At 71.8% G+C, this 26,134-nt stretch carries 23 protein-coding genes; 15 read left to right on the top strand and 8 right to left on the bottom strand.

Annotated elements, in window-relative coordinates; all coding sequences use genetic code 11:
* The first annotated feature begins 6 nt into the window (after nucleotides 1–6).
* Nucleotides 7–1,149 carry an aminotransferase class V-fold PLP-dependent enzyme gene (locus P3T34_RS08680; RefSeq protein WP_280665423.1) on the top strand — a complete coding sequence of 381 codons (1,143 nt, stop codon included), beginning with the start codon at nucleotides 7–9 and terminating at the stop codon, nucleotides 1,147–1,149.
* A gap of 6 nt (nucleotides 1,150–1,155) precedes the next feature.
* On the opposite strand, the gene P3T34_RS08675 is transcribed toward P3T34_RS08680, so the two are convergent.
* Nucleotides 1,156–1,530, bottom strand: a complete 375-nt coding sequence (locus tag P3T34_RS08675) for a hypothetical protein (protein ID WP_280665422.1) — start codon at nucleotides 1,528–1,530, stop codon at nucleotides 1,156–1,158.
* A 270-nt stretch (nucleotides 1,531–1,800) separates the two neighbouring features.
* On the opposite strand from P3T34_RS08675, the gene P3T34_RS08670 reads away from it, so the two are divergent.
* Nucleotides 1,801–4,641 (top strand): DEAD/DEAH box helicase, encoded by a 2,841-nt coding sequence (locus P3T34_RS08670; protein ID WP_280665421.1) that lies wholly within the window; start codon nucleotides 1,801–1,803, stop codon nucleotides 4,639–4,641.
* A gap of 79 nt (nucleotides 4,642–4,720) precedes the next feature.
* Here P3T34_RS08670 and P3T34_RS08665 read toward each other — a convergent pair whose 3' ends face one another.
* The 4 genes from P3T34_RS08665 to P3T34_RS08650 all read right to left on the bottom strand — a co-directional run bounded on the left by P3T34_RS08665 (nucleotide 4,721) and on the right by P3T34_RS08650 (nucleotide 8,773).
* On the bottom strand, nucleotides 4,721–5,755 hold the full coding sequence (locus P3T34_RS08665) for a sphingomyelin phosphodiesterase (RefSeq protein WP_280665420.1): 1,035 nt from the start codon (nucleotides 5,753–5,755) through the stop codon (nucleotides 4,721–4,723).
* 163 nt (nucleotides 5,756–5,918) lie between these two features.
* A complete protein-coding gene (locus tag P3T34_RS08660) occupies nucleotides 5,919–6,821 on the bottom strand; it encodes a 5'-3' exonuclease H3TH domain-containing protein (RefSeq protein WP_280671903.1) in 903 nt (300 codons plus the stop codon).
* 54 nt (nucleotides 6,822–6,875) lie between these two features.
* Nucleotides 6,876–7,724: a PhzF family phenazine biosynthesis protein gene (locus P3T34_RS08655; RefSeq protein ID WP_280665419.1), complete on the bottom strand. Its 849-nt coding sequence runs from the start codon at nucleotides 7,722–7,724 to the stop codon at nucleotides 6,876–6,878.
* A gap of 11 nt (nucleotides 7,725–7,735) precedes the next feature.
* Entirely contained in the window at nucleotides 7,736–8,773 is a 1,038-nt protein-coding gene (locus P3T34_RS08650; RefSeq protein ID WP_280665418.1) for a cation diffusion facilitator family transporter, read from the bottom strand.
* 204 nt (nucleotides 8,774–8,977) lie between these two features.
* On the opposite strand from P3T34_RS08650, the gene P3T34_RS08645 reads away from it, so the two are divergent.
* Both P3T34_RS08645 and P3T34_RS08640 read left to right on the top strand, forming a co-directional pair.
* On the top strand, nucleotides 8,978–9,724 hold the full coding sequence (locus P3T34_RS08645; protein WP_280665417.1) for an SDR family oxidoreductase: 747 nt from the start codon (nucleotides 8,978–8,980) through the stop codon (nucleotides 9,722–9,724).
* Between the two features lie 97 nt (nucleotides 9,725–9,821).
* On the top strand, nucleotides 9,822–11,030 hold the full coding sequence (locus tag P3T34_RS08640) for a DUF2510 domain-containing protein (protein WP_280665416.1): 1,209 nt from the start codon (nucleotides 9,822–9,824) through the stop codon (nucleotides 11,028–11,030).
* 76 nt (nucleotides 11,031–11,106) lie between these two features.
* Here P3T34_RS08640 and P3T34_RS08635 read toward each other — a convergent pair whose 3' ends face one another.
* Complete coding sequence (locus P3T34_RS08635; RefSeq protein ID WP_280665415.1) at nucleotides 11,107–12,339, bottom strand: amino acid deaminase/aldolase; 1,233 nt, start codon at nucleotides 12,337–12,339, stop codon at nucleotides 11,107–11,109.
* A gap of 104 nt (nucleotides 12,340–12,443) precedes the next feature.
* Between P3T34_RS08635 and P3T34_RS08630 the strand changes: the two genes are divergently transcribed.
* Nucleotides 12,444–13,187, top strand: a complete 744-nt coding sequence (locus P3T34_RS08630) for an SseB family protein (RefSeq protein WP_280665414.1) — start codon at nucleotides 12,444–12,446, stop codon at nucleotides 13,185–13,187.
* A gap of 14 nt (nucleotides 13,188–13,201) precedes the next feature.
* Here P3T34_RS08630 and P3T34_RS08625 read toward each other — a convergent pair whose 3' ends face one another.
* On the bottom strand, nucleotides 13,202–13,576 hold the full coding sequence (locus P3T34_RS08625) for a DUF1844 domain-containing protein (RefSeq protein WP_280665413.1): 375 nt from the start codon (nucleotides 13,574–13,576) through the stop codon (nucleotides 13,202–13,204).
* Nucleotides 13,577–14,030: 454 nt separating this feature from the next.
* Here P3T34_RS08625 and infC point away from each other — a divergent pair, with 454 nt between their 5' ends.
* The 9 genes from infC (at nucleotide 14,031) to P3T34_RS08580 (ending at nucleotide 23,387) form a co-directional block, all read left to right on the top strand.
* Nucleotides 14,031–14,783, top strand: a complete 753-nt coding sequence (gene infC, locus P3T34_RS08620) for a translation initiation factor IF-3 (RefSeq protein ID WP_280671901.1) — start codon at nucleotides 14,031–14,033, stop codon at nucleotides 14,781–14,783.
* 143 nt (nucleotides 14,784–14,926) lie between these two features.
* On the top strand, nucleotides 14,927–15,121 hold the full coding sequence (rpmI, locus tag P3T34_RS08615; protein ID WP_280665412.1) for a 50S ribosomal protein L35: 195 nt from the start codon (nucleotides 14,927–14,929) through the stop codon (nucleotides 15,119–15,121).
* A 106-nt stretch (nucleotides 15,122–15,227) separates the two neighbouring features.
* On the top strand, nucleotides 15,228–15,623 hold the full coding sequence (gene rplT / locus P3T34_RS08610; protein ID WP_280665411.1) for a 50S ribosomal protein L20: 396 nt from the start codon (nucleotides 15,228–15,230) through the stop codon (nucleotides 15,621–15,623).
* 117 nt (nucleotides 15,624–15,740) lie between these two features.
* Nucleotides 15,741–16,616, top strand: coding sequence for an RNA methyltransferase (locus tag P3T34_RS08605; RefSeq protein ID WP_280665410.1), 876 nt, complete (start codon nucleotides 15,741–15,743; stop codon nucleotides 16,614–16,616).
* 66 nt (nucleotides 16,617–16,682) lie between these two features.
* Entirely contained in the window at nucleotides 16,683–17,771 is a 1,089-nt protein-coding gene (locus P3T34_RS08600) for an ATP-binding protein (RefSeq protein ID WP_280665409.1), read from the top strand.
* A gap of 138 nt (nucleotides 17,772–17,909) precedes the next feature.
* Nucleotides 17,910–19,031, top strand: a complete 1,122-nt coding sequence (gene pheS, locus P3T34_RS08595) for a phenylalanine--tRNA ligase subunit alpha (RefSeq protein ID WP_280665408.1) — start codon at nucleotides 17,910–17,912, stop codon at nucleotides 19,029–19,031.
* On the top strand, nucleotides 19,031–21,550 hold the full coding sequence (pheT, locus tag P3T34_RS08590) for a phenylalanine--tRNA ligase subunit beta (protein ID WP_280665407.1): 2,520 nt from the start codon (nucleotides 19,031–19,033) through the stop codon (nucleotides 21,548–21,550). Before pheS ends, pheT begins: the two co-directional genes overlap by 1 nt.
* A gap of 95 nt (nucleotides 21,551–21,645) precedes the next feature.
* Nucleotides 21,646–22,377 (top strand): hypothetical protein, encoded by a 732-nt coding sequence (locus tag P3T34_RS08585; RefSeq protein ID WP_280665406.1) that lies wholly within the window; start codon nucleotides 21,646–21,648, stop codon nucleotides 22,375–22,377.
* 452 nt (nucleotides 22,378–22,829) lie between these two features.
* Nucleotides 22,830–23,387 carry a hypothetical protein gene (locus tag P3T34_RS08580; RefSeq protein WP_280665405.1) on the top strand — a complete coding sequence of 186 codons (558 nt, stop codon included), beginning with the start codon at nucleotides 22,830–22,832 and terminating at the stop codon, nucleotides 23,385–23,387.
* A 54-nt stretch (nucleotides 23,388–23,441) separates the two neighbouring features.
* On the opposite strand, the gene P3T34_RS08575 is transcribed toward P3T34_RS08580, so the two are convergent.
* Nucleotides 23,442–24,677 carry a transposase gene (locus P3T34_RS08575; protein ID WP_280665404.1) on the bottom strand — a complete coding sequence of 412 codons (1,236 nt, stop codon included), beginning with the start codon at nucleotides 24,675–24,677 and terminating at the stop codon, nucleotides 23,442–23,444.
* Between the two features lie 214 nt (nucleotides 24,678–24,891).
* Between P3T34_RS08575 and P3T34_RS08570 the strand changes: the two genes are divergently transcribed.
* Nucleotides 24,892–26,115, top strand: coding sequence for an MAB_1171c family putative transporter (locus tag P3T34_RS08570; protein WP_280665403.1), 1,224 nt, complete (start codon nucleotides 24,892–24,894; stop codon nucleotides 26,113–26,115).
* The last annotated feature ends 19 nt before the right edge of the window (nucleotides 26,116–26,134 follow it).

The following is a 26,134-nucleotide window of genomic DNA, read 5'->3' as shown; positions in this document are numbered from 1 at the left end:
AGTGAGGTGTCACCGCCCGAGCCGATCCCCGGCGCCGCCGAGCTGTTCGCGCTGGACCGGCGGGTGGCCCACCTCAACCACGGCTCGTACGGCGCGGTGCCGATCCCCGTGCAGCAGGCGCAGGAGCGGCTGCGGATCGAGCAGGAGGGCGACCCGGACGCCTTCCTCACCGAGGCGCCGGACCGGATCACCGCCACCCGGGTCGAGCTGGCCAAGGTGCTCGGCGCCGATCCGGCGGGCCTGGCGCTGCTGAGCAACGTCACCGAGGCGGTCGCGGTGGCACTGGACAGCATCCCGTTCCTGCCCGGTGACGAGATCCTGGTGACCGACCACGGCTACGGCGTGGTGACCCGGGCCGCCGAGCGGCGGGCTGCCGAGTGCGGCGCCACCGTGCGCACCGTCGCCCTGCCGCTGGACGCCGGCGACCCGGCGGCCGCCGTGCTCGGCGCGCTGCGCCCGCGCACCCGGCTGGCGATCCTGGACCGGATCACCTCGCCCACCGCCCGGGCGATCGCCACCGTCCCGCTGGTCGACGCCCTCGCCGAGCGCGGGGTGCTCACCATGGTGGACGCCGCGCACGCCCCGGGGATGCTGGCACTGGAGCAGGAGATCGACCGGGCCGACTTCTGGTTCGGCAACCTGCACAAATGGGCCTTCGCGCCGCGCCCCACCGCCGTGCTGGCCGTGCGTCCCGAGTGGCGCGAGCGGATTCGGCCGCTGACCTACTCCTGGGAGCACGAGCGGGGCTACCCGGCCCGCGTCGAGTGGCGGGGGACCGGTGACTACACCGGCTGGCTGGCCGCTCCGACCGGGCTCGCCCTGCTGGCGGAGCTGGGGGTGGACCGGGTGCGCGGCCACAACGACCGGCTCGCGCACTACGGGCAGTCGGCGCTGGTGGAACTCGCCGGACTGCGGGCGCTGCCCGCCGAGCCCGGGGTCTCGATGCGGGCGGTGCGGCTGCCCGCGGCGGTGGCGCAGGACGAGCCCGCGGCGAAGGCGCTGATGGCTGCCGTCCGCAGCCGGCTCGGCGCCCGGATCGCGGTGCGGCCGTGGGTGGGCGGCGGAGTACTGCGGATCAGCGCGCAGGTGTACAACCGGCCCGAGGAGTACCGGGCGCTGGCGAGCGGACTGGCGCAGCTGCTGGGCTGAGCGGGTTCACACCTCCAGAGCGGCCTCGATGGTCCGCAGCTTGTGCCGGGCCATCGCCAGGTTGGCGCGGCTGCGGTGCAGCGCGAGGTAGAGGAAGAGGCCGCGGCCGGTGGCCGTGGTCAGCGGCCTGATCAGGTGGTACTGGTTGGTCAGGGTGATCAGGATGTCCTCGATCTCGTTGTCGTGCAGATTGAGCATCTCCATGGTCCGCATCTTGGCCCGGACCACGTCCGTGTTGCCGGCGGCCGCCACATTGAGGTCGAGTTCCGCGCCGTCGCCCAGTGATCCGAGCGCCATCCCGCTGCTGTAGTCGACCAGGGCGACGCCCATCGCGCCCTCGATCGACATCGCTTCCTTGAGCCCGGTCTCCAGGTTCGCCATGCTGCCGCCTCTCGTCGTCGGTGTGTGACCGACTGTAGGGAGCAGTGCAACGCGGGGTTGACGTTTGATCACAGGCGACCGAATGAGATCGATTGCCGACCGGAGCAGCCTGAATGCGACCGAAGGCCGTCCCGAAAACGGTGCGATCAATGTCAGTCCTGCCGGGTAACCTCTGGCTGAGATGCTGGATCACCACACCAACGACAGCAGCTGCGTTCCGCAGGCGTCACCGTCTGCGACCCACCACCACGGGAAGAAGAGGTGACGCCGATGAGCAGCGCCCTGCCAGACGACGACGCGATGAGCCCCGCCGAGGCCTACGCGGCCTCCCGCCTGCGTGCCAAGGAGCAGTCCACCGCCCTGCACGGCTTCCAGGAGCTGTACGACTTCCCGCTCGACCCCTTCCAGCTGGAGGCCTGCCGGGCCCTGGAGGAGGGCTCGGGTGTGCTGGTCGCCGCGCCGACCGGCTCCGGCAAGACCATCGTCGGCGAGTTCGCCGTCCACCTGGCCCTGCAGGCCGGCCGCAAGTGCTTCTACACCACCCCGATCAAGGCGCTCTCCAACCAGAAGTACGCGGACCTGGTCAAGCGCTACGGCGCCGCCAAGGTCGGCCTGCTGACCGGTGACAACACGGTCAACGGCGACGCCCCGATCGTCATCATGACCACCGAGGTCCTGCGCAACATGCTCTACGCGGGCTCGCAGACCCTGAACGGCCTGGGCTACGTGGTGATGGACGAGGTGCACTACCTCGCCGACCGCTTCCGCGGCGCGGTGTGGGAGGAGGTGATCATCCACCTGCCCGAGTCGGTGACCCTGGTCTCGCTCTCCGCGACCGTCTCCAACGCCGAGGAGTTCGGCGACTGGCTGGACACCGTGCGCGGCGGTACCAAGGTGATCGTCTCCGAGCACCGCCCGGTGCCGCTGTGGCAGCACGTGATGGCCGGCCACAAGATGTACGACCTGTTCTCCAACCCGGACGTGGACGGCCGCCCGAAGAACGCGCCGCGCAACCCCGCCAAGGCCGTCAACCCCGAGCTGGTCCGCCTCGCCCGCTCGGAGGCCGACCGCAACCCCCGGCTCCAGCGCGGCCGCGGCCGCTCGATGCCCACCGGCCGTCCGGGCCGGGTCTGGACGCCCAACCGCGTCGACGTGATCGAGCGGCTGGACGCCGAGGGCCTGCTGCCCGCGATCACCTTCATCTTCAGCCGGGCCGGCTGCGAGGCCGCCGTCCAGCAGTGCCTCAACTCGGGCCTGCGGCTGAACAAGGACAGCGAGCGCGCCCAGGTGCGCGCGCTGGTCGAGGAGCGCTGCGCCGCGATCCCCGACGAGGACCTGCACGTGCTGGGCTACTTCGAGTGGCTCGACGCGCTGGAGCGCGGCGTCGCCGCCCACCACGCGGGCATGCTGCCGAGGTTCAAGGAGGTCGTCGAGGAGCTCTTCCTGCGCGGCCTGGTCAAGGCCGTCTTCGCCACCGAGACGCTGGCGCTGGGCATCAACATGCCGGCCCGCTCGGTGGTGATGGAGAAGCTGGTCAAGTGGAACGGCGAGATGCACGCCGACATCACCCCCGGTGAGTACACCCAGCTCACCGGCCGGGCCGGCCGGCGCGGCATCGACATCGAGGGCCACGCGGTGGTGCTCTGGCAGCGCGGCTTCGACCCGGAGGCGCTGGCCGGGCTGGCCGGCACCCGCACGTACCCGCTGAAGTCGTCGTTCAAGCCGTCCTACAACATGGCCGTCAACCTGGTCTCGCAGTTCGGCCGGCACCGCTCGCGCGAACTCCTTGAGACCTCGTTCGCCCAGTTCCAGGCGGACCGCTCGGTGGTCGGCATCTCCCGGCAGGTGCAGCGCAACGAGGAGGGCCTGGAGGGCTACCGCGAGGCGATGACCTGTCACCTCGGCGACTTCGAGGCGTACATGGACCTGCGCCGCGCGCTGAAGGACCGTGAGAACGAGCTCGCCCGCGAGGGCAGCGGCCAGCGCCGGGCCGCCGCGATCGACTCGATCGAGGCGCTCAAGCCGGGTGACGTGATCCATGTGCCGGCCGGCAAGTTCGCGGGCCTGGCCCTGGTGCTCGAACCGGGGCTGCCGCCGGGCGGCCGCTCGCCGCGCGGCGCCTCGCGCCACCCCGACTACCAGGACGGGCCGCGCCCGGTGGTGCTCACCGCCGAGCGGCAGGTCAAGCGGCTCGCGATGATCGACTTCCCGTACCCGGTGGTCGCCGTCGACCATCTGAGGATCCCGAAGTCGTTCAACCCGCGCAGCCCGCAGTCCCGCCGCGACCTGGCCTCCACGCTGCGCACCAAGGCCGGCCACCTGGAGCCGGAGCGCTACCGCAAGGGCCGGGCGGCCGCCGCCGACGACTCGGAGATCACCCGGCTGCGCAGCGAGCTGCGGACGCACCCCTGCCACGGCTGCGACGAGCGCGAGGACCACGCCCGCTGGTCCGAGCGCTACCACCGGCTGCACCGGGACACCGAGCTGCTGGAGCGCAAGATGCGCTCGCGCACCCACACCATCGCCCGCACCTTCGACCGGGTCTGCGGACTGCTCACCGACCTCGGCTACCTGCGCGGCGACGACGTCACCCCCGACGGCAAGCGGCTCGGCCGGCTCTACGGCGAGCTCGACCTGCTCGCCTCGGAGTGCATCCGGGAGGGCGTCTGGAAGGACCTGGCCGCCGCCGAACTCGCCGCCTGCGCCTCGGCGCTGGTGTACGAGGCCCGTCAGGCGGACGACGCCACCGCCCCCCGGGTGCCGGAGGGCAACGCCAAGGACGCGCTGGGCCGGATGGTGCGGATCTGGGGCCACCTGGACGCCCTGGAGGAGCAGCACCGGATCTCCACGGCCGAGGGCGTCGGCCAGCGCGAGCCCGACCTGGGCTTCGCCTGGGCGTCCTACCGCTGGGCGCTGGGCCACAGCCTGGACTCGGTGCTGCGCGACGCCGACATGCCGGCCGGCGACTTCGTGCGCTGGACGAAGCAGCTGATCGACGTGCTCGGCCAGATCCAGGACGCGGCGGGTGAGGACGCGCAGCTGCGCTCCACCGCCCGCAAGGCGGTGGACGCGCTGCGGCGCGGCATCATCGCCTACTCCTCGGTGGGGTGAGAGACGGTGGGGTGAGAGACAGCAACGCCGCGGCGGGGGACCGTGCCTGGTCCCCCGCCGCGGCGTTTCCCGCCGGCCGTCAGCCCAGCTGGAAGGTGGCCTCGACCGGGTAGTGGTCGCTCGGCGAGTTGGTGTCCAGCTGGCCGGCCGTCCAGCCCGCCTGCGGGTCGAAGTCGGTGTTGACGGTCGGCAGCGCCAGCGGGGTCGGCCGGCCCGGCGCGTTGAGGTAGCCGAGGTAGTCCAGGCTGTCCTGGTAGTCGACCGGGAAGCTCTCCACGCCCGACATGTACTGGCACCAGGCCGAGACGGTGCAGTCCATGGTGGTCAGCGTCTGGCCGGGGTTGGTGGCCGGGGTGCCGAGCACGCCGCCCACCGCGTTCTGCGCGTTGGTGTAGTCGCCGCGGCTCTGGCCGTGGAAGTACTCGACGTTGAGGTCGCCGCCGAAGAGCACCGGCGCGGTCGAGCCGACGATGCCGTTGACCCAGCTCTGCACCTCGCCGAGCTGGGCGAGGCGGGTGGCCTGGGTGGTGTCGGTGGAGGTGCCACTCTGGTCGGCCTGCAGGTGGGTGCCGGCCACCCAGGTCTTCACGCCGCCCTTGTCGACCTGGGCCAGCACGGCGCCCTTGTTGGAGTTGTAGTCCCAGGTGCCCGAGGTGGAGTTGCTGTAGACGTGGGCGTACTGGGCGCTGATCGGGTACTTGGAGAGGATCATCGTCCCGCCGTTGATCACGAACGGCGAGTTGGAGCAGTCGCCGCTGATCCCGTTCCAGCCGCCGCCCGAACAGGTCTGCCCGACCACGGGGGTGCGGTAAGGGTAGAGGTCGGCGAGCTTGCTGTTGATGTCGCTGGTCGAGCTGTGGTTGAACAGCTCGTCCAGGATCACCACGTCCGCGTTGTGCTGGCGGATGATCGACTCGATCACCGGGGTGCGCGTCGAGGCCTTCTCGTTCTCCATCGAGTCGACGATCGAGGTGCCGAGGTCCACGTTCCAGGCGAAGACCGAGAGGGTCGAGCCGCTGGTCGTGGCGGCGCTCGCGCTCTGCGGTACACCGCTCAGCAGGGCGACGGTGGCGGCAACTGCGGTCAGGGCGGCGGCATTACGGCGCAGGGACATGGCAGACGGCTCCTGGGGATGAGTCAGCGGCGTGCATGACAGCGGAACCGTAGCTACTCATGGGTACGTTTGGAAGAACTCCGACCAATGCTTTCGTGGCAGAAAGATGTCTGCACAACCTAGGCCGCACTCGACCTAGTTGGCCTGACAACTCTGGCCCAGGTCAGTGCTGCGCGAGGGTGTCGAGCAGGCGGGTGAGGGAGGTGCCGAGGCCCCAGCGGGCGGTGAGGGCTTCGAGGGTCATCGGGTCGAGCGGCTCGCGGGGGAGGGTGGGGTCGAAGTCGGGGAGCGGGAGGTCGGTGGCCACCCGCACCACGGTGGGGGCGACGTCGAGGTAGCCGGCGCCCTCCAGCAGGTTCTTGCGGCGCGCGGGGGTGAGCTTGGAGAACGGGTCGGCGGCCGCCGCGCGGATGCCGGCCAGGTCGCCGTACTCGTTGATCAGCTGGGCGGCGGTCTTCTCGCCGATGCCCTTCACCCCCGGCAGGCCGTCGCTCGGGTCGCCGCGCAGCGCCGCCATGTCGGCGTACTGGGCGCCGCCGACGGCGTACTTCTCGCGCAGCACCGCGTCATCGGTGATCTGCAGCGAGCCGACCCCCTTGAGCGGGTAGAGCACGGTGATCTGCCGTGCGTCGTCGACCAGTTGGAAGAGATCCCGGTCGCCGGTGACGATCTGGACGGGGCCCTCGGCGCGGGCGGTGAGGGCGCCGATCACGTCGTCCGCCTCGTAGCCGGGGCAGCCGACGCGGGCGATGCCCACCGCGTCCAGCACCTGCTCGATCACCGGCACCTGCGGCGCGAGGGTGTCGGGGATCTCCTCCTCGCCCGCCACCGCCTCGGGGGCCAGCCGGTGCGTCTTGTACGTCGGGACGAGGTCCACCCGCCACTGCGGGCGCCAGTCGGCGTCCATGCAGGCCACCAACTGGTCGGGGTGGTGGTCCTGTACCAGGCGGGTGATGAAGTCCAGCAGCCCGCGGACGGCGTTCACCGGCTGTCCGTCGGGGGACTTCACGGACTCCGGGACACCGAAGTACGCCCGGAAGTAGAGGCTGGCGGAGTCGAGCAGCATCAGTCGAGGTGCGGTCACCCGCCGATCATCCCGCACCCCGCTGACAATCGGGGGCTACGGAAGCCGTACCGCCGCGCCGGAGACCCGCACCCGGGTGTCGCCGGCGCGCAGTTCGACCTGCAGCAGGCCGGGGCTGCCGAGGTCCTCGCCCTGGTGCAGGGTCAGCCGGGCGTCCGGACCGGCCTCGCCCAGCTCGCGCAGGTACGCCCCGAAGGCGAGCGCCGCCGAGCCCGTCGCCGGGTCCTCCACCACCCCGCCGACCGGGAACGGGTCGCGGACGTGGAAGACCTCTCCCGACTCCCGCCAGACCAGCTGCAGGGTGAGCAGCCCGTGCGCCCTCGAGAAGGCGGCCAGCCGGTCGAAGTCGTACGCGAGGTCCGCGAGCCGCTCGCGGGTGGCCGCCGCCAGCACCAGGTGGCGCCCGCCGGCGGAGGCGAACCGCGGCGGCAGCTCCGGGTCGAGCTCCTCGGCCCGCCAGTCCAGCGCGGCCAGCGCCTCCCGGAGGTCGGCCGGGTCGATGTCCTGGACGTGCGGCTCGACGCTGGTCAGGGTGGCGTTCAGCACGCCGTCCCGATCCGCCGCCACCTGCACCGGGACACTGCCCACGTTGGTCTCGAAGAGCAGGTCGCCGGGCCCGGTCAGCTCGGCGAGGGCCACCGCGGCGGCGACCGTCGCGTGGCCGCAGAACGGCACCTCGGTGGTGGGCGCGAAAAAGCGCACCTCGAAGGTGCGGGCGCGGCCCTGGCGATCGGGGGTGAGGAAGGCGGTCTCGGAGTACCCGAGTTCGGCGGCGATGGCGAGCATCTGCTCGTCGGTCAGGCCGCGCGCGTCCGGGACCACCCCCGCCTTGTTGCCGCCCTCGGGGGTGGTGGTGAAGGCGGCGTAGCGCAGGATCGTCGTCATCGCTCCGACTCTCAGTGGGTGTGCGGACCGCTGCGGTGCACCGGGCCGTGCGAGTCGGCGCAGTGCTCGGCGGCCGTCGCGGTGGCCGCGTCGGTGATCTGCAGCAGTTCCTGGCCCTCGTCCTCGCCGACGTGGTCCACCTGGAGTGTGGCGTGGGTGATTTTATAGTCCTCGCGCAGCCGGCGCTGCAGATCGCGGCGGACCGCGTGACAGTCGCCACCGGGGGCGACCAGGATGTGCGCGGAGAGCGCCGGCTGTCCGGAGGTGATCTCCCAGACGTGCAGGTCGTGGATCTCCTCCACCTCGGGTGCGGCCACCAGCCGGTCGGCCAGCGCGTCCGGGTCGATCCCGGCGGGCGAGGCCTCCAGGAAGATCCGTCCGGAGTCCCGGACCAGCCCGATCCCGGCCTTCAGCATCAGCGCCACCACGATCAGTGAGGCGATCGCGTCCGCCCGCAGGAACCCGGTGGTCAGCATGATCGCGCCGGCCACCGCGGTGGCGATGAAGGCGTAGAGGTCGGTGAGCACGTGCTGGAAGGCGCCCTCGACGTTGAGCGAGCTGCGGTTGGCCTTCGACATGCACCAGGCGGCGGCGATGTTGACGACGATGCCGACCAGCGCGGTGACCAGGACCAGGCCGCCCGTTACATCGGGCGGCGAGATCAGCCGGCCGACCGACTCGTAGCCCAGCCAGGCCGACAGGATCAGCAGCGTGACGCCGTTGGCCTGGGCGGAGAGGATCTCGGCCCGCTTGAGGCCGTAGGTGTAGCCGCCGCGGGCCGGCCTGGCGGCCAGCCGCATCGCGATCAGCGCCAGCACGATGGAGGCCGCGTCGGTCAGCATGTGGGCCGCGTCCGAGATCAGCGCCAGCGACCGGGCCGCGATCCCGACCACCACCTCGCCGGCCATGAAGACCACGATCAGCGCGAGCGCGCTGGTCAGCCAGCGGCGGTCGGCGTCGGCGGCCACCGCGTGCGAGTGGCTGTGGCCATGCCCGTGGGCGTCATGGGAGTGAGCGTGATCGTGGTCGTCGTGGTCGTGGCCGGCCATCGCGGTCGTCTCCTGATCGCTGTCGCTGGGAGGTCAAGGACGGGTGCCCTGCATGCAGAGTGAACCCCAGATCGTAGGAAGATCCAAAGGCTGCACTGGTGACCGTTGTCGTTGTCTTCTGGCCCCCCGCCGGCCCACCCGCAGGAGCCGTTTCCGCACTCACCGTATACTGGCGGTCGCCGTACGTGACGAAGGGAATCCCCGATGCCTGACAGGTCGCCGGACGCCGCCGCGCTCTGCCGCCGCCTGGTCGGCCGGACGGCCGTGGTCACCGCGGCGGGCAGCGGTATCGGCCTGGCGGTCGCCCGCCGGCTGGCCGCGGAGGGCGCGCGGGTGGTGCTCGCCGACGTCGACGAGGCGGCCGGGCGGGCGGCGGCCGCGGCGGTCCGCGGCCACTTCACGGCCACCGACGTCACCGACCCGTACATGGTCGAGGCGCTCTTCGACACCGCCTACGAGACCTGCGGCAGCGTGGACATCGCCGTCCACACCGTGCGGGAGGCCGAGCTCACCGCCGCCCGGCTCTGCTGCGAGGCGGCGCTGCACTACATGCGCCGGCACGGGCGCGGCTCGATCGTCAACATCGCGGCGGCGGCCCCGCAGCTCTCCCGCACCGCTGCGGCCGCCTCGGCCGCCGGGGTGCTGGCGCTGTCGCGCGAGCTGGCCCTGCGGTTCGCCCGCGAGGGCATCCGGGTCAACGCGCTCTCGGCCGGCCCGGTGGACTCCCCGCAGCTGCGCGAGTGGCTGGCCGAGGACCCGCGGCGCGCTGACGGGCAGCCGGCGGACCTTCCGCTCGGCCGCCTTGCTCGGCCGGAGGAGATCGCCGCGGCGGTGGCGTTCCTGGCGAGCGACGACTCCTCGTTCATCACGGCCGGTGAGCTGCGGGTGGACGGCGGAGCTTCCGGGACATACGTCACACCGGAGGAGCGCCCGGAGGCGAGCCCGGAGTAGGGCCCGCCGCCACTCTCACCGTAATCTCATCCGAAATGCGCTGATTGCGCGGGTCAGTTGATATCGCGCTTATCCGCCTGCCCATACATTTTCTACTGTGAGCGACGCGAAGATCCCGGCCGGGTGGTACCCGGACCCCCAGGACACGACCAGTGACCCCCGGCCCGAGCGCTGGTGGGACGGCAGCGGCTGGACGGCCACCACCCGTCCGGTCGCCCCGAACTCCGATGACGACACCGCCGTGCTGAGCGGCCCGGGCACGGTGATCGAGGGCGAGGTGCTGCAGAGCGGCCCCGCCGTGCGCTTCCCCGACCCGCCCACCGAGGCGGTGCCGCCGGTCGACGCCCTGGCGGGCGGCCCGGCGGACGACCCGGCCTACCACGCGGTGGACTGGTCCCAGCCGGTGGCCCGCAAGCCCTCCCTGCTCAAGCGGATCTCCCGGCCGGTGCTGATCACGGCGGCGGTGGCGGGACTGCTGGGCCTGGCGGTCGGCTCCGGCGTGACCTACCTCGCCGTGCACAACGACGGTCATCAGCAGACCACCGCGCTGCCGCGGCCCAACCCGGCGCCGCCCGGCCACCTGCGCGGCGGCGGCGCGGGCGGCTCCGGCGGCAGCCTGCCCGGCTTCCCGGGCCTGGGCGGCGGCGCGGGTGCCAGCGGTGGCGGGAGCGGCGCGCTGCCCGGCATGCCGGGGCTGGGCGGCTCCGGCGGGCTCGGCGGCGGCAACCAGGCCATCGACCTGAACAACAAGATCGTGCTTCCGGTCCCGGCCGGCTGGACCGGCGGCACCGGCGGTGACGGCAGCGCGGTCCTCACGATCGGCGCCTACACCTGCCCGGGCGCCCCCAGCTCGGGCGGCTCCGGTGGGTCCGGCGGCGCGGGCGGCGGCGCTGCCACCTGCTCGCTCGGTGGCGCCAACACCGGCCAGCTGCAGGGCACGGACGTCGCGGCGGCCGCCAAGGCGGACATCACCGCAGCGGCCAACGAGTCCTACCCGAACAGCAAGGGCCACACCGAGCTCAAGTCCCAGGCGGTGACCGTCGACGGGCGCAGCGGCTACCTGGTCCGCTGGAAGGTCTCGGCCTCGCAGGGCAACGACGGCTACGTCGAGACGGTGGTCTTCCCCTCCTCGACCAGTGGCACCCTGATCAGCCTGCACCTGGGCTTCGACATCGCGGCCAAGGCGCCGGACGTCTCGGTGATGGACACCATCGTCAGCGGCGTCACCGACTTCACCGGCTCGATCCCCGGTGGCGGTGGCAGCGGCGCCGCGGGCGGTGGCGGCACCGGCGGCGCCAGCACCTGACCGCAGAACGCAAGGGGGCCCGGCCGCGCGGCACTGCGCGGCCGGGCCCGGTCTGTTGAGGCGGCGTCAGAGAGGGTCAGAGGAAGGTCCTGCCCTCGCCGCGGTAGGTGGGCACGGTCCGCACCACCCGGTCGCCCTCGATCAGTTGCAGCTCGGCGAACCGCTCGCACAGCTCGCCCGCCTTGGCGTGCCGGAACCAGACCTTGTCGCCGATCAGCAGGTCGTCGGCCGCCGATCCCAGCAGCGGGGTCTGCACCTCGCCGGCGCCCTCCTGCGGGTCGTAGCGCAGCCCCTGCGGGAGATAGGGGACCGGCGAGCGGTCCGGCCCGGCCGCACCCGAGGCCGGATAGCCGCCGCCGAGCACCGTCACCACGCCGAGCCCCGGCCGGCGGACCACCGGCTGCGCGAAGAGCGCCGCCGGACGTCCTTGGAACGAGCGGTAGTTGTCGAAGAGCCGCGGCACGAACAGCCCCGAGCCCGCCGCCACCTCGGTCACCGCGGCCTCCGCCACGGTGCTCTCCACGCTGCCGGTCCCACCGCCGTTGACGAACTCGAGCTCCGCCACCTCGCGCAACGCCCGCACCACCGCCGAGCGCCGCTCGGCCAGTTCGGCCCGCGCCTTGGCCTGCATCAGCTGGATCATGCGCGAGCGCAGCGGACGGCCGGCGATCCGGTCGCCCACTCCGGCGACGTGCCCCTCGTAGGCCATCAGGCCGACCACCCGGAAGCCGGGCCGGTTCTGCACCAACTCGGCGAAGGCCCGCAGGTCCTGCGGTGTGCGCAGCGGCGAGCGCCGCGCGCCGACCCGGACCCGGCCGCCCAACAGGTGCAGTGCGGTGTCCAGTTCCAGGCAGACCCGCACCTCCTCGCCGCCCGCGCGGGCGGCGTCCACCAGGTCGAGTTGCGCCGGGTCGTCCAGCAGCACGGTGACGGCGGCGGCCAGCTTGGGGTCGGTGGTCAGCTCGGCGAAGCCGGACCGGTCGGTGGAGGGGTAGGCGAGCAGCACGTCCTCGAAACCGGCCCGGGCCAGCCAGAGCGACTCGGCGAGCGTGAAGCTCATCAGACCGGCGAACCCCTCGCGGGCCAGCACCCGCTCCAGCAGGGCCCGGCAGCGCACCGACTTGCTGGCCACCCGGATCGGCTTGCCGCCCGCCCGGCGCACCAGGTCGGCGGCGTTGGCGTCGAAGGCTTCCAGGTCGACGACGGCCAGCGGGGCGTCCAGGTGGGCGGTGGCGCGGTCGTAACGGGCGCGGTCGGCCGCGGGGGAGGTGCTGGTGCGGGCCGCCGGAGACAAGGTGAGGTGGGCCATGCGCGCAGACTGCCACAGACCGCTACCGGGCGGTAGGGAGCGGACGCTGCCGGTGCGTTCCTGGGCGGTGCGTTCCTGGGCGGTGCAGCCGTTAGGCTCGCCAGGTGGATCGCAAGAACATTCCGAACCCTGGTTTCGCCGACGACGACGGCAGCGCCGACCCGGCCCTGGCCGGCGCCCTGACGGCCTGGTCGCACGAGCGCTCGGCCACCGCGGAGCTGGCGCTGCTCGCGGCTCTGCCCGCCGCCCGGCTGATGGTGCCGATCGTCGCGCTGCTCGGCGAGGTGGAGACCGACGCGCAGGGGCTCAAGCACGAGAAGACCAGCGACATGGCGGTCCCGGTGATCGAGGCCGCCGACGGGCGGCGCGCGCTGCCGGCCTTCACCTCGCTGGAGTCGCTGGCCCGTTGGCGGGCGGACGCGCGCCCGGCGCCGGTGGCCGCGCCGCAGGCCGTGCTGGCCGCCTACTCGGAGCGGGCCGACGTGCTGCTGATCGACCCGGCCGGGCCGGTGGTCTACGAGCTGACGGGGGCTCGGATGCGCGCGGTCGCCGAGGGCCGGGCGTGGCTGCCGCCGGTGCAGGACCCGCAGGTGCTGGCGGCGCTCAGCGCGCTGCTGGCCGCCGAACCCGAGGTGCTGCGGGCCGAACTGCGCCCGGGGACGGTCACCGACGCGGTGCTCGCGCTCGGCCCGTCCGCCGACGCGGCGGTGCCGGAGCTGGCCCAGCGGCTGGCCGGCGCGGTGGCGGGCGACCCGGTGCTGCGGGTGCGGCTGGGGCGCGGCCTCGACCTGGCGCTGCTGCCCGCGGACGCGAAGCCCGCGGGGCAGCTCTTCTACCGGAAGTCCTAGGACTAGGACTAGGACTAGGAGTAGACCGGCCCGGTGAACTTCTCGCCCGGGCCGGTGCCCGGGGCGTCCGGCACCAGCGAGGCCTCACGGAAGGCCAGCTGAAGGGACTTCAGACCGTCGCGCAGCGGCGCGGCGTGGAAGTTGCTGATCTCGGGGGCGCCCGCGGTCACCAGACCGGCCAGGGCGGTGATCAGCTTGCGGGCCTCGTCGAGGTCCTTGTCGGCCGCGCCGCCCTCGGCGAGGCCGCACTTGACGGCCGCGGCGCTCATCAGGTGCACCGCGACGGTGGTGATCACCTCGACGGCCGGCACCTCCGCGATGTCGCGGGTGAGGTCGTCGAAGCCGATCGCGTCGTCCGCGGACACGCTGTCGGTGGGCTCGCTGCTCAAGGGGGGCTCATTCCTTAGGGGTGGATCCGTACCCCACGGAGCGTACAAGGAGCCGTCGCGGGGACGGGAATAACGCTCACCCCCCACATGCTGGTATGCTTCGAGACTGACCGGCCAGGTAGCCACGTGCGACCCGGCCAGCAAGTGGAGGCTCCACCCAGGAGGCCCGAGAGGGCAACCGCGAAAGTCTCCCACCTGATCGACCTCGCGGTCGATGGGTCCCGGTCCAGCGACAGGCACCTGAGGGTGCCGGTTCGTCGGCGGCGTCCAGCGGATGCCGCTCCCGGTTGTGTGGAGCCCTGCTTGTAACCGAGCGGGGCTTTTTTCGTGTCGCGGTGCGCTGGACGCCAGGCGGCAGCGCAGCACGAATGAAGCCCCGCCCAGTGGTCGAGTCCACTACGTGCGACCGCCTCCCTGACGGCCGCATCGCAGAAGGTGCAACCAAGGAGGCCCCATCAGCACCGAGCCCCGCATCAACGACCGGATTCGCGTCCCTGAGGTGCGACTCGTCGGTCCCAGCGGCGAGCAGGTCGGCATCGTGCCGCTTGCCAAGGCGCTGGAGCTTGCGCAGGAGTACGACCTCGACCTGGTCGAGGTCGCGGCGACCGCCCGGCCGCCGGTGTGCAAGCTCATGGACTACGGCAAGTTCAAGTACGAGTCGGCCATGAAGGCCCGTGAGGCGCGCAAGAACCAGGCGCACACGGTCATCAAGGAGATGAAGCTCCGGCCGAAGATCGACCCGCACGACTATGACACCAAGAAGGGTCACGTCGTCCGGTTCCTCAAGCAGGGTGACAAGGTCAAGATCACGATCATGTTCCGCGGTCGTGAGCAGTCCCGCCCCGAGTTGGGCTTCCGACTGCTGCAGCGGCTGGCGAACGACGTCCAGGACCTGGGCTTCGTGGAGTCCTCGGCCAAGCAGGACGGCCGTAACATGATCATGGTTCTCGGCCCGCACAAGAAGAAGACCGAGGCGATGGCCGAGGCCCGTGTGCTGGCAGACGCTCGCAAGGCCGAGCGTCAGGGCCGCAACGCCGGACCGGACACCGCTGACGAGCTCGACGACGACGCAGCCCTCGAGGCGGAGAACGCAGCGGCCGAGGCCGAAGCGGACGAAGCCGAGGCTGAAGAGGACGAGGCGGAGGACGGCGGCGAGCAGGCCGCCGAGACCGCCGAGCAGCCGGCCGAGGTCTCTCAGGACGCCTGAGCCCCAGGGCTCCGGGCCGGTCCGAGTGATCTGGCCACCACGGTCCCAGGGCGTCCTGCCCAGGGACCGGAGTACCCCCAGCGCCCCTGCCCGCGTGGTTCTGCCACGCGGGCCAGGGCGGACCGACGAGGAGATACGGCGATATGCCGAAGCAGAAGACGCACAGCGGCGCGAGCAAGCGCTTCAAGATCACGGGCTCGGGCAAGGTGCTGCGCGAGCGCGCCGGCCGTCGCCACCTCCTGGAGCACAAGCCCTCCACGCTGACCCGCAAGCTGGCCGGCACCGTCGTGGTTGCCCCCGCCGACGTCAAGAAGATCAAGAAGCTTCTCGGCAAGTGATCGCCCGCCGTGGCCGCAAGGCCGCGGATTCCGGCTGATCCTTCCCGACCAATTCGATTGACGGACCACGTGAAGTAGTCCGTGGTCCAACCCAAGGAGTAATGAAGTGGCACGCGTCAAGCGGGCAGTAAACGCCCACAAGAAGCGCCGGGTCATCCTCGAGCGGGCGAAGGGGTACCGCGGCCAGCGGTCGCGCCTCTACCGTAAGGCCAAGGAGCAGGTCACCCACTCGCTCGTTTACAACTACAACGACCGCAAGAAGCGCAAGGGCGACTTCCGTCAGCTCTGGATCCAGCGCATCAACGCTGCGGCCCGCGCCAACGGCATGACCTACAACCGCTTCGTGCAGGGCCTCAAGGCCGCCAGCATCGAGATCGACCGCAAGATGCTGGCCGAGCTGGCCGTCCACGACCCGAACGCGTTCGCGTCGCTGGTCGAGGCTGCCCAGAAGGCGCTGCCGGCCGACGTCAACGCGCCGAAGGCCGCTGCCGACGCCGCCTGATCCTCTTCTTGGATCACCGCACCGCAATCAGACCCGCAGGCGGCACCAGCCTGCGGGTCTGAGCTGTCTCCGACCGCCGTTCCCCCAGCCCCAGAGAAGCGAGACCAGCGCACTCCCATGGCCGCCACCGAGACCCCTCTGCTCAGCTCGCTCCGCTCGCCGCGGGTGATCGCCGCCCGTAAGTTGGCCCGCCGGGCCCAACGCGGCAAGGACCGGCGCTTCCTGGCCGAGGGCCCGCAGGCGGTCCGCGAAGCGGTGGCGTTCGGCCTGCTGCCGGGGAGCGGGCAGCACGCCGTGGTGGAGATCTACCTCACCCCGGAGGCCGCCGAGCGCCACCGGGACATCACCGAGGCCGCCGAGCAGGCCGGTCTCGCGGTGCTGACCGCCACCGACGAGGTGATCGCGGAGATCTGCGACACCGTCACCCCGCAGGGCATCGTGGCGCTCTGCCGCTTCCTGGACACCCCGTTCGAGGAGATCCTGCGCAGCCGCCCCCGGCTGGTCGCGGTGCTCGCGCATGTGCGCGACCCCGGGAACGCCGGCACCGTGCTGCGTACGGCGGACGCGGCCGGCGCCGACGCGGTGGTGCTCACCGACGCATCGGTGGACGTCTACAACCCCAAGGCCGTCCGGGCCTCGGTCGGCAGCCTCTTCCACCTGCCGGTGGCGGTCGGCGTCCCGATCGAGCAGGTGGTGGCCGAGCTGCGGGCCGCGGGCGTGCGGGTGCTGGCCGCCGACGGCGCGGGGGAGCGCGACCTGGACCAGGAGCTGGACGAGGGCACCCTGGGCGCACCGACCGCCTGGGTCTTCGGCAACGAGGCCTGGGGCCTGCCGGCGGAGACCCGCGCACTCGCCGACGAGGTGGTGCGCGTGCCCATCCACGGGCACGCCGAGAGCCTCAACCTCGCCACGGCCGCCGCCGTGTGCCTCTACGCCTCCGCCCGGGCGCAGCGTTCGTCCGCAGGGTGTCGCGCTGCGGGTGCGGAGCGCTAGGGTCTGAGTCACTGGTCCCGGGTGCTGTTCGGCGGGGGGACGCATCTGCAGTCTCGGGAGGACGCCATGGACGTGGACCCCGATGACCTGCCGGACGGCCTGGTGATCGCCGACGAGCAGGGCCGGGTGGTCTGCTTCAACCGGGCCGCCGCCCGCCTGACCGGCCTGCCGGCGGGCTCGGCGCTCGGCCGCCCGCTGGACGAGGCGCTGCCGCTGGAGGACCTGGACGGCCGCCGCTGGTGGCCGCTGACCGATCCGTACGGCGGCCTGGCCATCCGCACCCGCCAGCCCGAGCGCAATCTGCTGCTGCCCGGCGGCCGCGAGGTGCTGGTCTGCGCCCGGTACGTGCGCGAGTGCGAGCGGGGCCCGGTGCGGCGGGTGGTGGTCGCGCTGCGCGGCACCGAGGCGCGCCGGCGCACCGAGCGGGCGCACGCCGAGCTGATCGCCACCGTCGCGCACGAGCTGCGCTCCCCGCTGACCAGCGTCAAGGGTTTCACCGCGACCCTGCTCAACAAGTGGGAGCGGTTCACCGACGGCCAGAAGCGGCTGATGCTGGAGACCGTCAACTCCGACGCCGACCGGGTGACCCGGCTGATCGCCGAGCTGCTGGACATCTCGCGGATCGACGCGGGCCGCCTGGAGCTGCGCAAGCAGGTGGTGGACCTCGCGGTCGCCGTCCGCCGCCAGGTCGAGGGCCGGATCGCCGCGGGCGCCTCGCAGGAGCGCTTCGACATCCGGATCGCCGAGGACCTGCCGCAGCAGTGGGCCGACCCCGACAAGGTCGACCAGGTGCTCGCCAACCTGCTGGAAAACGCGGTGCGCCACGGCGAGGGGACTGTCACCATCGAGGTGGCCCCGGCGAAGGAGATCGTCGAGGCAGCGACCTGGGAGCACCCGGGCACTCCGCCCCGATTCGTGGAAGGGACCGCGGTCACCGTGAGCGATGAGGGCAGCGGCATCCCGGAGGAGTCGATGCCGCGCGTCTTCACCCGCTTCTGGCGCGGCAGCAAGCGCGGCGGCACGGGCCTGGGCCTCTACATCGTCAAGGGCATCGTGGAGGCCCACGGGGGCGCCATCAGGATCGACCGCGCCCCCGGCGGCGGCGCGCGGTTCCGATTTATCCTGCCCGCCGGGGTGCCCGACTTCATGCTCTGAGTCTTGGGAGTACGGGCCCGGTGGGCGGACGAGCCCCAGGCGGTGTGCGCCCTGCGACTACACTCGACCTGGTGTAACGGCCATGTAGCGGCTGGAATCCACTTGAGCACGGACGAGCAGGAGCACGGGAAGATAGCGATGTCGGCACCCAATAAGTCCTACGACCCGGTCGAGGTCGAGGCACTCAAGCCCGAAGAGGTCGAGCGCGCCCGCGACGAGGCGATCGCTGCCTTCGCCGCGGCCGGCAGCCTCGATGAGCTCAAGGCGGCCAAGGTCGCGCACACCGGCGACCGGTCGGCGCTCTCGCTGGCCAACCGCGAGATCGGCGCGCTGCCCCCGCAGGCCAAGGCGGCGGCCGGCAAGCTGATCGGCCAGGCCCGCGGCGCGGTCAACCAGGCGCTGGCGAAGCGTCAGGTGGAGCTGGAGGCCGAGCGCGACGCCCGGGTGCTGGTCGAGGAGGCGGTGGATGTCACCCTGCCGTTCGACCGCGCCCCGCGCGGCGCCCGCCACCCGCTGACCACGCTGGCGGAGCGGATCGAGGACACCTTCGTCGCGATGGGCTACGAGATCGCCGAGGGCCCCGAGGTCGAGGCGGAGTGGCTCAACTTCGACGCCCTCAACCTGGGCCCGGACCACCCGGCCCGCTCGATGCAGGACACCTTCTTCGTGGCGGCCCCCGACGGCTCGCCCGACTCCGGCGTCGTGCTGCGCACCCAGACCTCGCCGGTCCAGATCCGCACCATGCTGGACCGTCAGCCGCCGATCTACGCGATCTGCCCCGGCCGGGTCTACCGGACGGACGAGCTGGACGCCACCCACACCCCGGTCTTCCGGCAGGTGGAGGGCATCGCGGTGGACGAGGGCATCACCTTCGCCGACCTCAAGGGCACCATCGAGCAGCTGGTCTCCAAGCTGATCGGGGACGAGCTGGAGCTGCGCTGGCGCCCCTCGTACTTCCCGTTCACCGAGCCGAGCGCCGAGGTGGACCTGCAGTGCTTCGTCTGCCGGGGTGCCAGCGTCGGCAACCCGGACCGCCCCTGCCGGACCTGCTCCTCCGAGGGCTGGATCGAGCTGGGCGGCTGCGGCGTGGTCAACCCGCGGGTGCTGGTCGCCAGCGGCGTCGACCCCGAGCGCTACAGCGGGTTCGCCTTCGGCCTGGGCCTTGAGCGGATCCTGATGAATCGTCACAACGTCGCCGACATGCGCGACATGGTGGAGGGTGACGTGCGCTTCACCCTTCCGTTCGGGATGGAGATCTGATGCGCGTCCCGCTTTCCTGGCTGCGCGAGTACGTCGACCTGCCGGCCGGTGAGACCGGTCGGGACGTCGCCGAGAAGCTGATCCGGGCCGGCCTTGAGGTCGAGACCGTCGAGCAGCTCGGCGGCGACCTCAAGGGCCCGCTGGTGGTCGGCCAGGTGCTGTCCATCGAGGAGTTGACCGGCTTCAAGAAGCCGATCCGGCACTGCTGGGTGAACGTCGGCGACGCCAACGGAACCGGCGAGCCGCAGGAGATCGTCTGCGGCGCCCGCAACTTCGCGGTCGGCGACAAGGTGGTCGTGGTGCTCCCGGGTGCCGTGCTGCCCGGCCCGTTCCCGATCGCCGCGCGGCAGACCTACGGCCACACCTCGGCCGGCATGATCTGCTCCGCGCGCGAGCTCGGCATGGGCGACGACCACGACGGCATCATCGTGCTCCCCGAGCACTACGAGCCCGGCACCGACGCCATCGAGCTGCTCCAGCTGGTCGACGAGGTGCTGGACATCGCCGTCACCCCCGACCGCGGCTACTGCCTGTCGATGCGCGGGGTGGCCCGCGAGGCCGCCGCCGCGTACGGGCTGCCGCTGGCCGACCCGGCGCTGCTCGACGTGCCGCCGGCCAACTCCTACGGCTACCTGGTCAAGGTCGCCGACCCGGCGGGCTGCGACCGCTTCGTGGCCCGTACGGTGACCGGCATCGACCCGGCCGCCAAGTCGCCGATCTGGCTGCAGCGCCGCCTGCAGAAGATGCATGTGCGGCCGATCTCGCTGACCGTCGACATCACCAACTACGTGATGCTGGAGGTCGGTCAGCCGCTGCACGCCTACGACCGCAACCGGGTGGACGGCCCGATCCAGGTCCGCCGCGCGCAGGAGGGCGAGCTGCTCACCACGCTGGACGGCGTGAAGCGCAAGCTCGCCGCCGAGGACCTGCTGATCTGCGACAACACCGGGCCGATCGGCCTGGCGGGTGTCATGGGCGGCGCCTCGACCGAGATCCTCGACCCGGTGCTCGACCCGGAGACCGGCGAGGTCACCGGCTCCACCGAGGTGATCATCGAGGCCGCGCACTTCGACCCGGTCGCCATCGCCCGCACCGCCAAGCGGCACAAGCTGCCCTCCGAGGCCTCCAAGCGCTTCGAGCGCGGTGTGGACCCGGAGGCCGCCCGGGCGGCCGCCCAGCGCGCGGTGGACCTGCTGGTGCTGATCGCCGGCGGGACCGCCGAGGCCGGTGTCACCGACATCGCGGGCCCGCACCCGGTGCGCACCATCACCATCGCCGCCGACCTGCCGGACCGCGTCGCGGGCACCGAGTACGGCCGCGAGACCGTCACCCGGCGCCTGCAGGAGGTCGGTTGCTCGGTCTCGGGATCCGACGTCCTGGAGGTCACCCCGCCGACCTGGCGCCTGGACCTGACCGACCCCAACGACCTCGCGGAGGAGGTCATCCGGCTGGAGGGCTACGACAACGTCCCCGCCCGGATGCCCACCGTCCCGCCGGGCCGGGGTCTGACGCAGGCCCAGCGGATGCACCGCCGGGTGGGCGTGGCGCTGGCCGCGGCCGGCTATGTCGAGGTCAACAACTACCCGTTCCTCGGGCAGGCGGCCTTCGACGCGCTGGGCCTGGCCGAGGACGACGCGCGCCGTCGTACCGTCAAGCTGGTCAACCCGCTCAACGACGAGGAGCCGGCGCTGCGCACCACGCTGCTGCCGGGCCTGCTCGCCACCCTGCGCCGCAACGTCGGCCGCGGCAACACCGACCTGGCGATCTTCGAGGCGGGTCTGGTCTTCCAGCCCAAGTCGGAGCTCGTGGTCGCGCCGCGCCCGGCCGTCGACCGTCGTCCGACGGCCGAGGAGCTCGCCGCGCTGGACGCCGCCCTGCCCGACCAGCCGCGTCGGATCGCCGTCGCGCTGGCCGGCGAGCGGCAGCCGTCCGGCTGGTGGGGCGCAGGGGCGCCGGCCGGCTGGGCGGACGCCGTCGAGGCGGCCCGCACGGTGGCCCGCGCGGCCGGAGTGGAGCTGGAGGCCCGTCAGGACCAGCACGCGCCCTGGCACCCGGGTCGCTGCGCGGCGCTGTACGCGGCGGGCACCGACAGGCTGGTCGGCCACGCCGGCGAGCTGCACCCGCGTGTGGTCAAGGCCATGCACCTGCCGGAGCGCACCAGCGCGATGGAGCTGGACCTGGACCTGCTGACCGCCGACGGCGAGCAGCCGGTGCAGGGCCCGGTGGTCTCCGGGTTCCCGGTCGCCACTCAGGACGTCGCGCTGATCGTGGACCGCGAGGTGCCGGCCGCGCGGGTCGAGCAGGCGCTGCGTGAGGGGGCGGGTGAACTCCTTGAGGCGATCCGGCTGTTCGACGTCTTCGAGGGCGAGCAGGTGGGCGAGGGCAAGAAGTCGCTGGCGTACGCGCTGCGCTTCCGCGCCACCGACCGCACGCTGACCGCCGACGAGGCCTCCGCCGCCCGCGAGGCGGCGGTGGCCGCGGCGCTGGCCCGTACGGGCGCGGTGCTGCGCGGGGCGTAGCCGCAGGTGAGGGCCCCCGGACCGCTGCTGCGGTCCGGGGGCCCTCGGCGTTAAATCCCGGGCGCCGCAGGATCGATCGCTGCTATGTTCGACGCGTGCCGAAGCTGAATCAGATCATCGCCGTCGAAAAGGGCGTCAAGTCCAAGTCCTTCCAGGAGCTGACGCAGGCTCACCAGGACCTCCAGAAGCCCGCGCTGCTGGCCGGGATCTCCCGCACCTACCAGCCCAAGGACGAGGAGGGCGAGCAGCTGCCGCCCGAGTCGACCAGGGTCCAGGTCAAGGCCGAGGACATCCTGCGCAGCACCGCGGCGACGCTCACCCGGCTCTTCGACGTGACCGCCACCAAGGACTGGGCCAACCGCAGCGCGGCCGCCGACGTGGTGGTCGACGGCACGGTGCTGCTCGCCCAGGTCCCGGTGCCGTACCTGCTCTTCCTGGAGAAGCAGCTCACCGACCTGCACACCTTCGTGCGCAAGCTCCCGGTGCTGGACGGCGCCGAGGCGTGGAACCTCGACCCGTCCACCGACTCCTGGAAGACCGAGGCGGTGCGCACCATCCGCACCAAGAAGGTCCCGCGCAACCACGTGAAGGCCGAGGCCACCGAGAACCACCCGGCCCAGGTCGAGGTCTACTACGAGGACATCCCGGTCGGGTACTGGACGACGGTGAAGTTCTCCGGCGCGCTGCCGGCCCGCCGTGTGAACGAGCTGGCGGACCGGCTGGAAAAGCTCCAGCAGGCCGTCAAGTTCGCCCGCGAGGAGGCCAACGGCACCGAGGTCACCGACCAGCGGATCGGGGACGCGGTGTTCGGCTACCTGTTCAGGTAGCCTCATGATCGCCCCCCGTGCAGACGGTGGGGTGCGCTGAAGAGCGCAAGCTGAAACTGATGTTGAAGCTGACCAAGGGGTCCAGTGGAGGTTCGAATCCTCCCCCCGGCACCACGTGCCGGGGTAGCCCAAGCCGGTAGAGGCAGCCCCCTGAATCTCAGATTCTCGCTCCAGTCTCAGTATTCGCCGCCGAACACCGGATCGACCGGGTGCGGACGATCATCGATGGGTGCGGGTTCGAATCCCGCCCGAGCCTCTTCCCGGCTTGGTAGTTCAACGGGAGAACACCTCGATTTCAGGATGATCCGCACTCTTCAACGTGCCGGTGTGAGCAATTGGGTGGCACCAGAGAAGCCCGGGAGCTGGATACGCTCCCGGGCTTCGTCACGCCCGGGAGGCGCCTGTTCGAACAGCTATGGGACACTGTCCGCTGGTTCCGGGAGGAGGGGTTGATGGGGGCGTTCTCGATGCGCCGGCTTCGCAAGACGTGCGAACAGAAGTTGGCCGACCTGCCGCTGCCGCAACCGTTCACCATCGCGGGCCTGGTGGCCAACATCGAGGCGGTGCGCGGCCGGACCATCGAACTGGTCCCGATCGACGACCGCGGCACCGATCTGCGCACCGCGTGCGGACTGCGGGTCAAGACCGAGACCCACTCGTACATCCTCTTCCGGCGCCGGCCGACCCAGAACCAGACCGACCACGTGAAGCTGCACGAGCTGGTGCACGAGTGGTTCGACCACGGCAGCAGCCTGACCGCTGAGGAACTGCAGCACTACGTGCCGCCCGCGCTGCACGAGAGCCTGGTCGAGCGGCTCGGGCGCGGCGGCATCGTCCAGGCCCGGGCCCGCTACGACACGCTGGAGGAGCAGGAGGCCGAGCTGTCCGCCTCGCTCATCAAGCGCATGGTCCGCCGCCAACTCCCGCAGGGCGACGACATGGTGAGCCTGCTGGAGTCCACGCTCTCGCACCCCGTCGCCCCGCCCCCGCGCGGGCGGCAGACAAATTGACTGCTCCCCCGGCTGAAGCCAGGGGTTCCGGCTTCTGTCGGGTGGATTTCTGACTCAAGCCGCCTTCCGGACCGGCGGTCCGGGAGGTCTTCCACTCTCAGCGTCAGCCGGGTTCAGACCTGCCCGGATGAGCATCACGCGGGCGGAGTTCTTGTCCCTGGGGGACACGGCTCCGCATGTGGTGCAGGTGTAGGTGCGCAGTCCCAGCGGCAGTGCGTGCTTGGCTCTCGCATCGCAGTGCGCGCAGTCCATCGTGGTGTGCGCGGGGTGGACCAGGTGCACGGTCCTGCCGTGCTTGCGGCCCATCTCGATCAGGGCCCGTTTGGTGGCGCCGATGGCGGCGTCGGCGGCCTTCCTGGCCATCGTGGACTTGGCCAGGAACTTCGGCTTGAAGTCCTCCACCGCGATTGCGTCGTGGTCGCGGACGACGGTCTTGGCCCACTTGCGGCCGGTGTCCTCGCGCTGCCGGGCGACCTTCTTGTACAGCTTCGCGCGCAGCTTCTTCGCGCGCTGGTAGCCCCTCGATCCGGGCCGGCCCTTGGCAGGTCGGCGGCGGGCCATCATCCGGTCGTAGCGGGTCAGCCTGTCCTGGGCCTCCCAGCCGTGCTCAGGGTGGGGAAGATCGTGGGCGTCGCTGGTGGTGGTCGCGATCTCCCTCACACCCCAGTCGATACCGATCACCCGGCCTGTCGCGGGCAGCGGTTCGGTGGCGATCGCGACGACGAAACTGGCGTACCAGTGGCCGAGGCTGTCCCGGTACACCCGCACCGAGCTGGGCGCGGCCGGAAGGTTACGGGACCACACCACGCTCAGCACGATGCCGCCCGCCAGGTGCAGGCGGCCGTCCTTGATCCGGAACCCCCGTGTCGTGTAGTTCAGCGACGGGTCCGCCTCGCGCTTCCTCTTCGGGCGCGGCATCCCGGCGCGCCGCCGCATCGGCAGCTGTGCCTTGATGTCCTTGAGCGCCTTCGCGCGGGACTTGGCGAAGTCCCGAATCGTCTGCTGCTGCGGGACACTGGCCCCACCACGCAGCCACGCCATCGCGGACCGGGCCTCGGTCAGCATCCTGTCCAGCCGCGCCGGACCGCAGGTCACCTGGTCCGCCCCCTGGGGGCGGCTCCGGTTGGCCAGGTGGACCTTGCGGGACATGGCCACGCACTCGTTCCACACCCACCGGCACCGCCCCCACTCGGCCTCCAGCGCGGCGAGAGCGTTAGACGAAACGCGCAGCCGGTAGGTGTACCGGGCGAGCCCGGCATCCTCCCTGGCCTCCTGCGCTGTGATCGTCATGCCAGGAACATAACCTGACGCACTGACACAAGGCACTTCCCCGTGGGTGGGTGGCAACACCGCTCCGCCTGGGTGGCGAAACGGCTAATCTTTGACCCTCCCCCAGCCTCCGGCCGGGGGGTACCCCCACCGCGGGCAGTCGAATTCCTCCCCAGCCTGAAGGCCGGGGCATCCTCCGGTTGCTCGGTGAAGCAAGAATAAGGAGCAGTCCCCCGTGCTTGGTTTCTGGGCCTACGCCGTCGCGGCCACGATGACCGCGGTCGCCGTGTGGCGGCTCCCCGCCGTCCTCTATGGCGACTCGCACCGACGCGCGCTGTGGGGCTGCTACGTCGGCTTCGCCGCCGCGCTCTGGCTCAAGAGCCCCGCGGTGGCGAAGTGGCTGAACGACTCGCCGATCACGGACATCTCCATCCTGCTCAAGCACTACGTGAGCACGGCCGCGCTGCTGGCGATCCTCACCTACGTGGTGGCCAGCTACGGCAAGACCGACGAGGAGGTCATACCGCGCCACGTCGCCGTCGCGCGCTGGATCGAGCGGGTCGCCTGGAAGGCGGCGATCGGCCAACTGGCCCTGATGACCGTGCTGTTCTTCACGGTGGTGAACCGCTCGCACCCCAGCACGGACTTCGTCGCCGACCACGCGGGCCAGTGGGGTGCCTCCCTTTACGAGTCCATCTTCTACATCTACCTGGGCGCCTCCTCCGCCGTCACCTGCTACCAGTGGTCCAGCGCGGCGCGCCGCGCCGAGACCCGGCTGCTGCGCGCCGGCCTGCTGCTGATGGCCGTCGCGATGGCCCTCGGCGTGGCGTATGTGGTGATCCGTACGGCCTTCATGTGGGTCGCGGTCTTCCACCACCTGAGCCACAGCTTCGACACGGCGCTCGGCCGTGACACCGAGGCGCTGCAGATCGTGCTGTTCTTCCTGTTCGCCGCCGGAGTCAGCATCCCCACCACCAACGCCGCGGCCACCCGGTGGCGGTCCTGGCGCGCGCTGTGGCGCCTGTACCCGCTGTGGAACGACCTGATGACGGCGTTCCCGGGGACTGCGTTCCAGCCCCCCGCGGGCCGCTGGCGCGAGGCCGCGCGCATCTCGCCGCCGCTGGACGTCCGGCTGGACCGCTGCACCCAGGACATCGCCGACGCCGTCGACCAGCTGCGCCACTACGCCCCGCCGACGCTGCTGTTCGCCGCCGAGGACGCCGCCGCCTCGACCCCCGACCCCGGGCCCGCCGCCGAGGCCCTGTGGATCAGGGCCGCGCTGCACGCGCTGGCCGCCGGTGAGCGCAGCGACGTGCCCTCGCCCGCGCTGCCCAGCAAGCCGATCAGTGACAGCGACGCGGAGGCCTCCTGGCTGGTGCGGGTGCAGGACGCCTACACCGCCGTCGACGCCGGCCAGGTCGGCCAACTGCGGGAGGCGGCGCAGGAGTACGCGTTGTGAGTGCCATCTCTGGTGGTTC

Origin of the sequence: Kitasatospora sp. MAP12-44, from assembly GCF_029892095.1 — a bacterium.
Classification (GTDB): Bacteria; Actinomycetota; Actinomycetes; order Streptomycetales; family Streptomycetaceae; genus Kitasatospora.
Note: the sequence above shows the minus strand (reverse complement) of the source record. Positions and strands in the feature narration are given on the sequence as shown.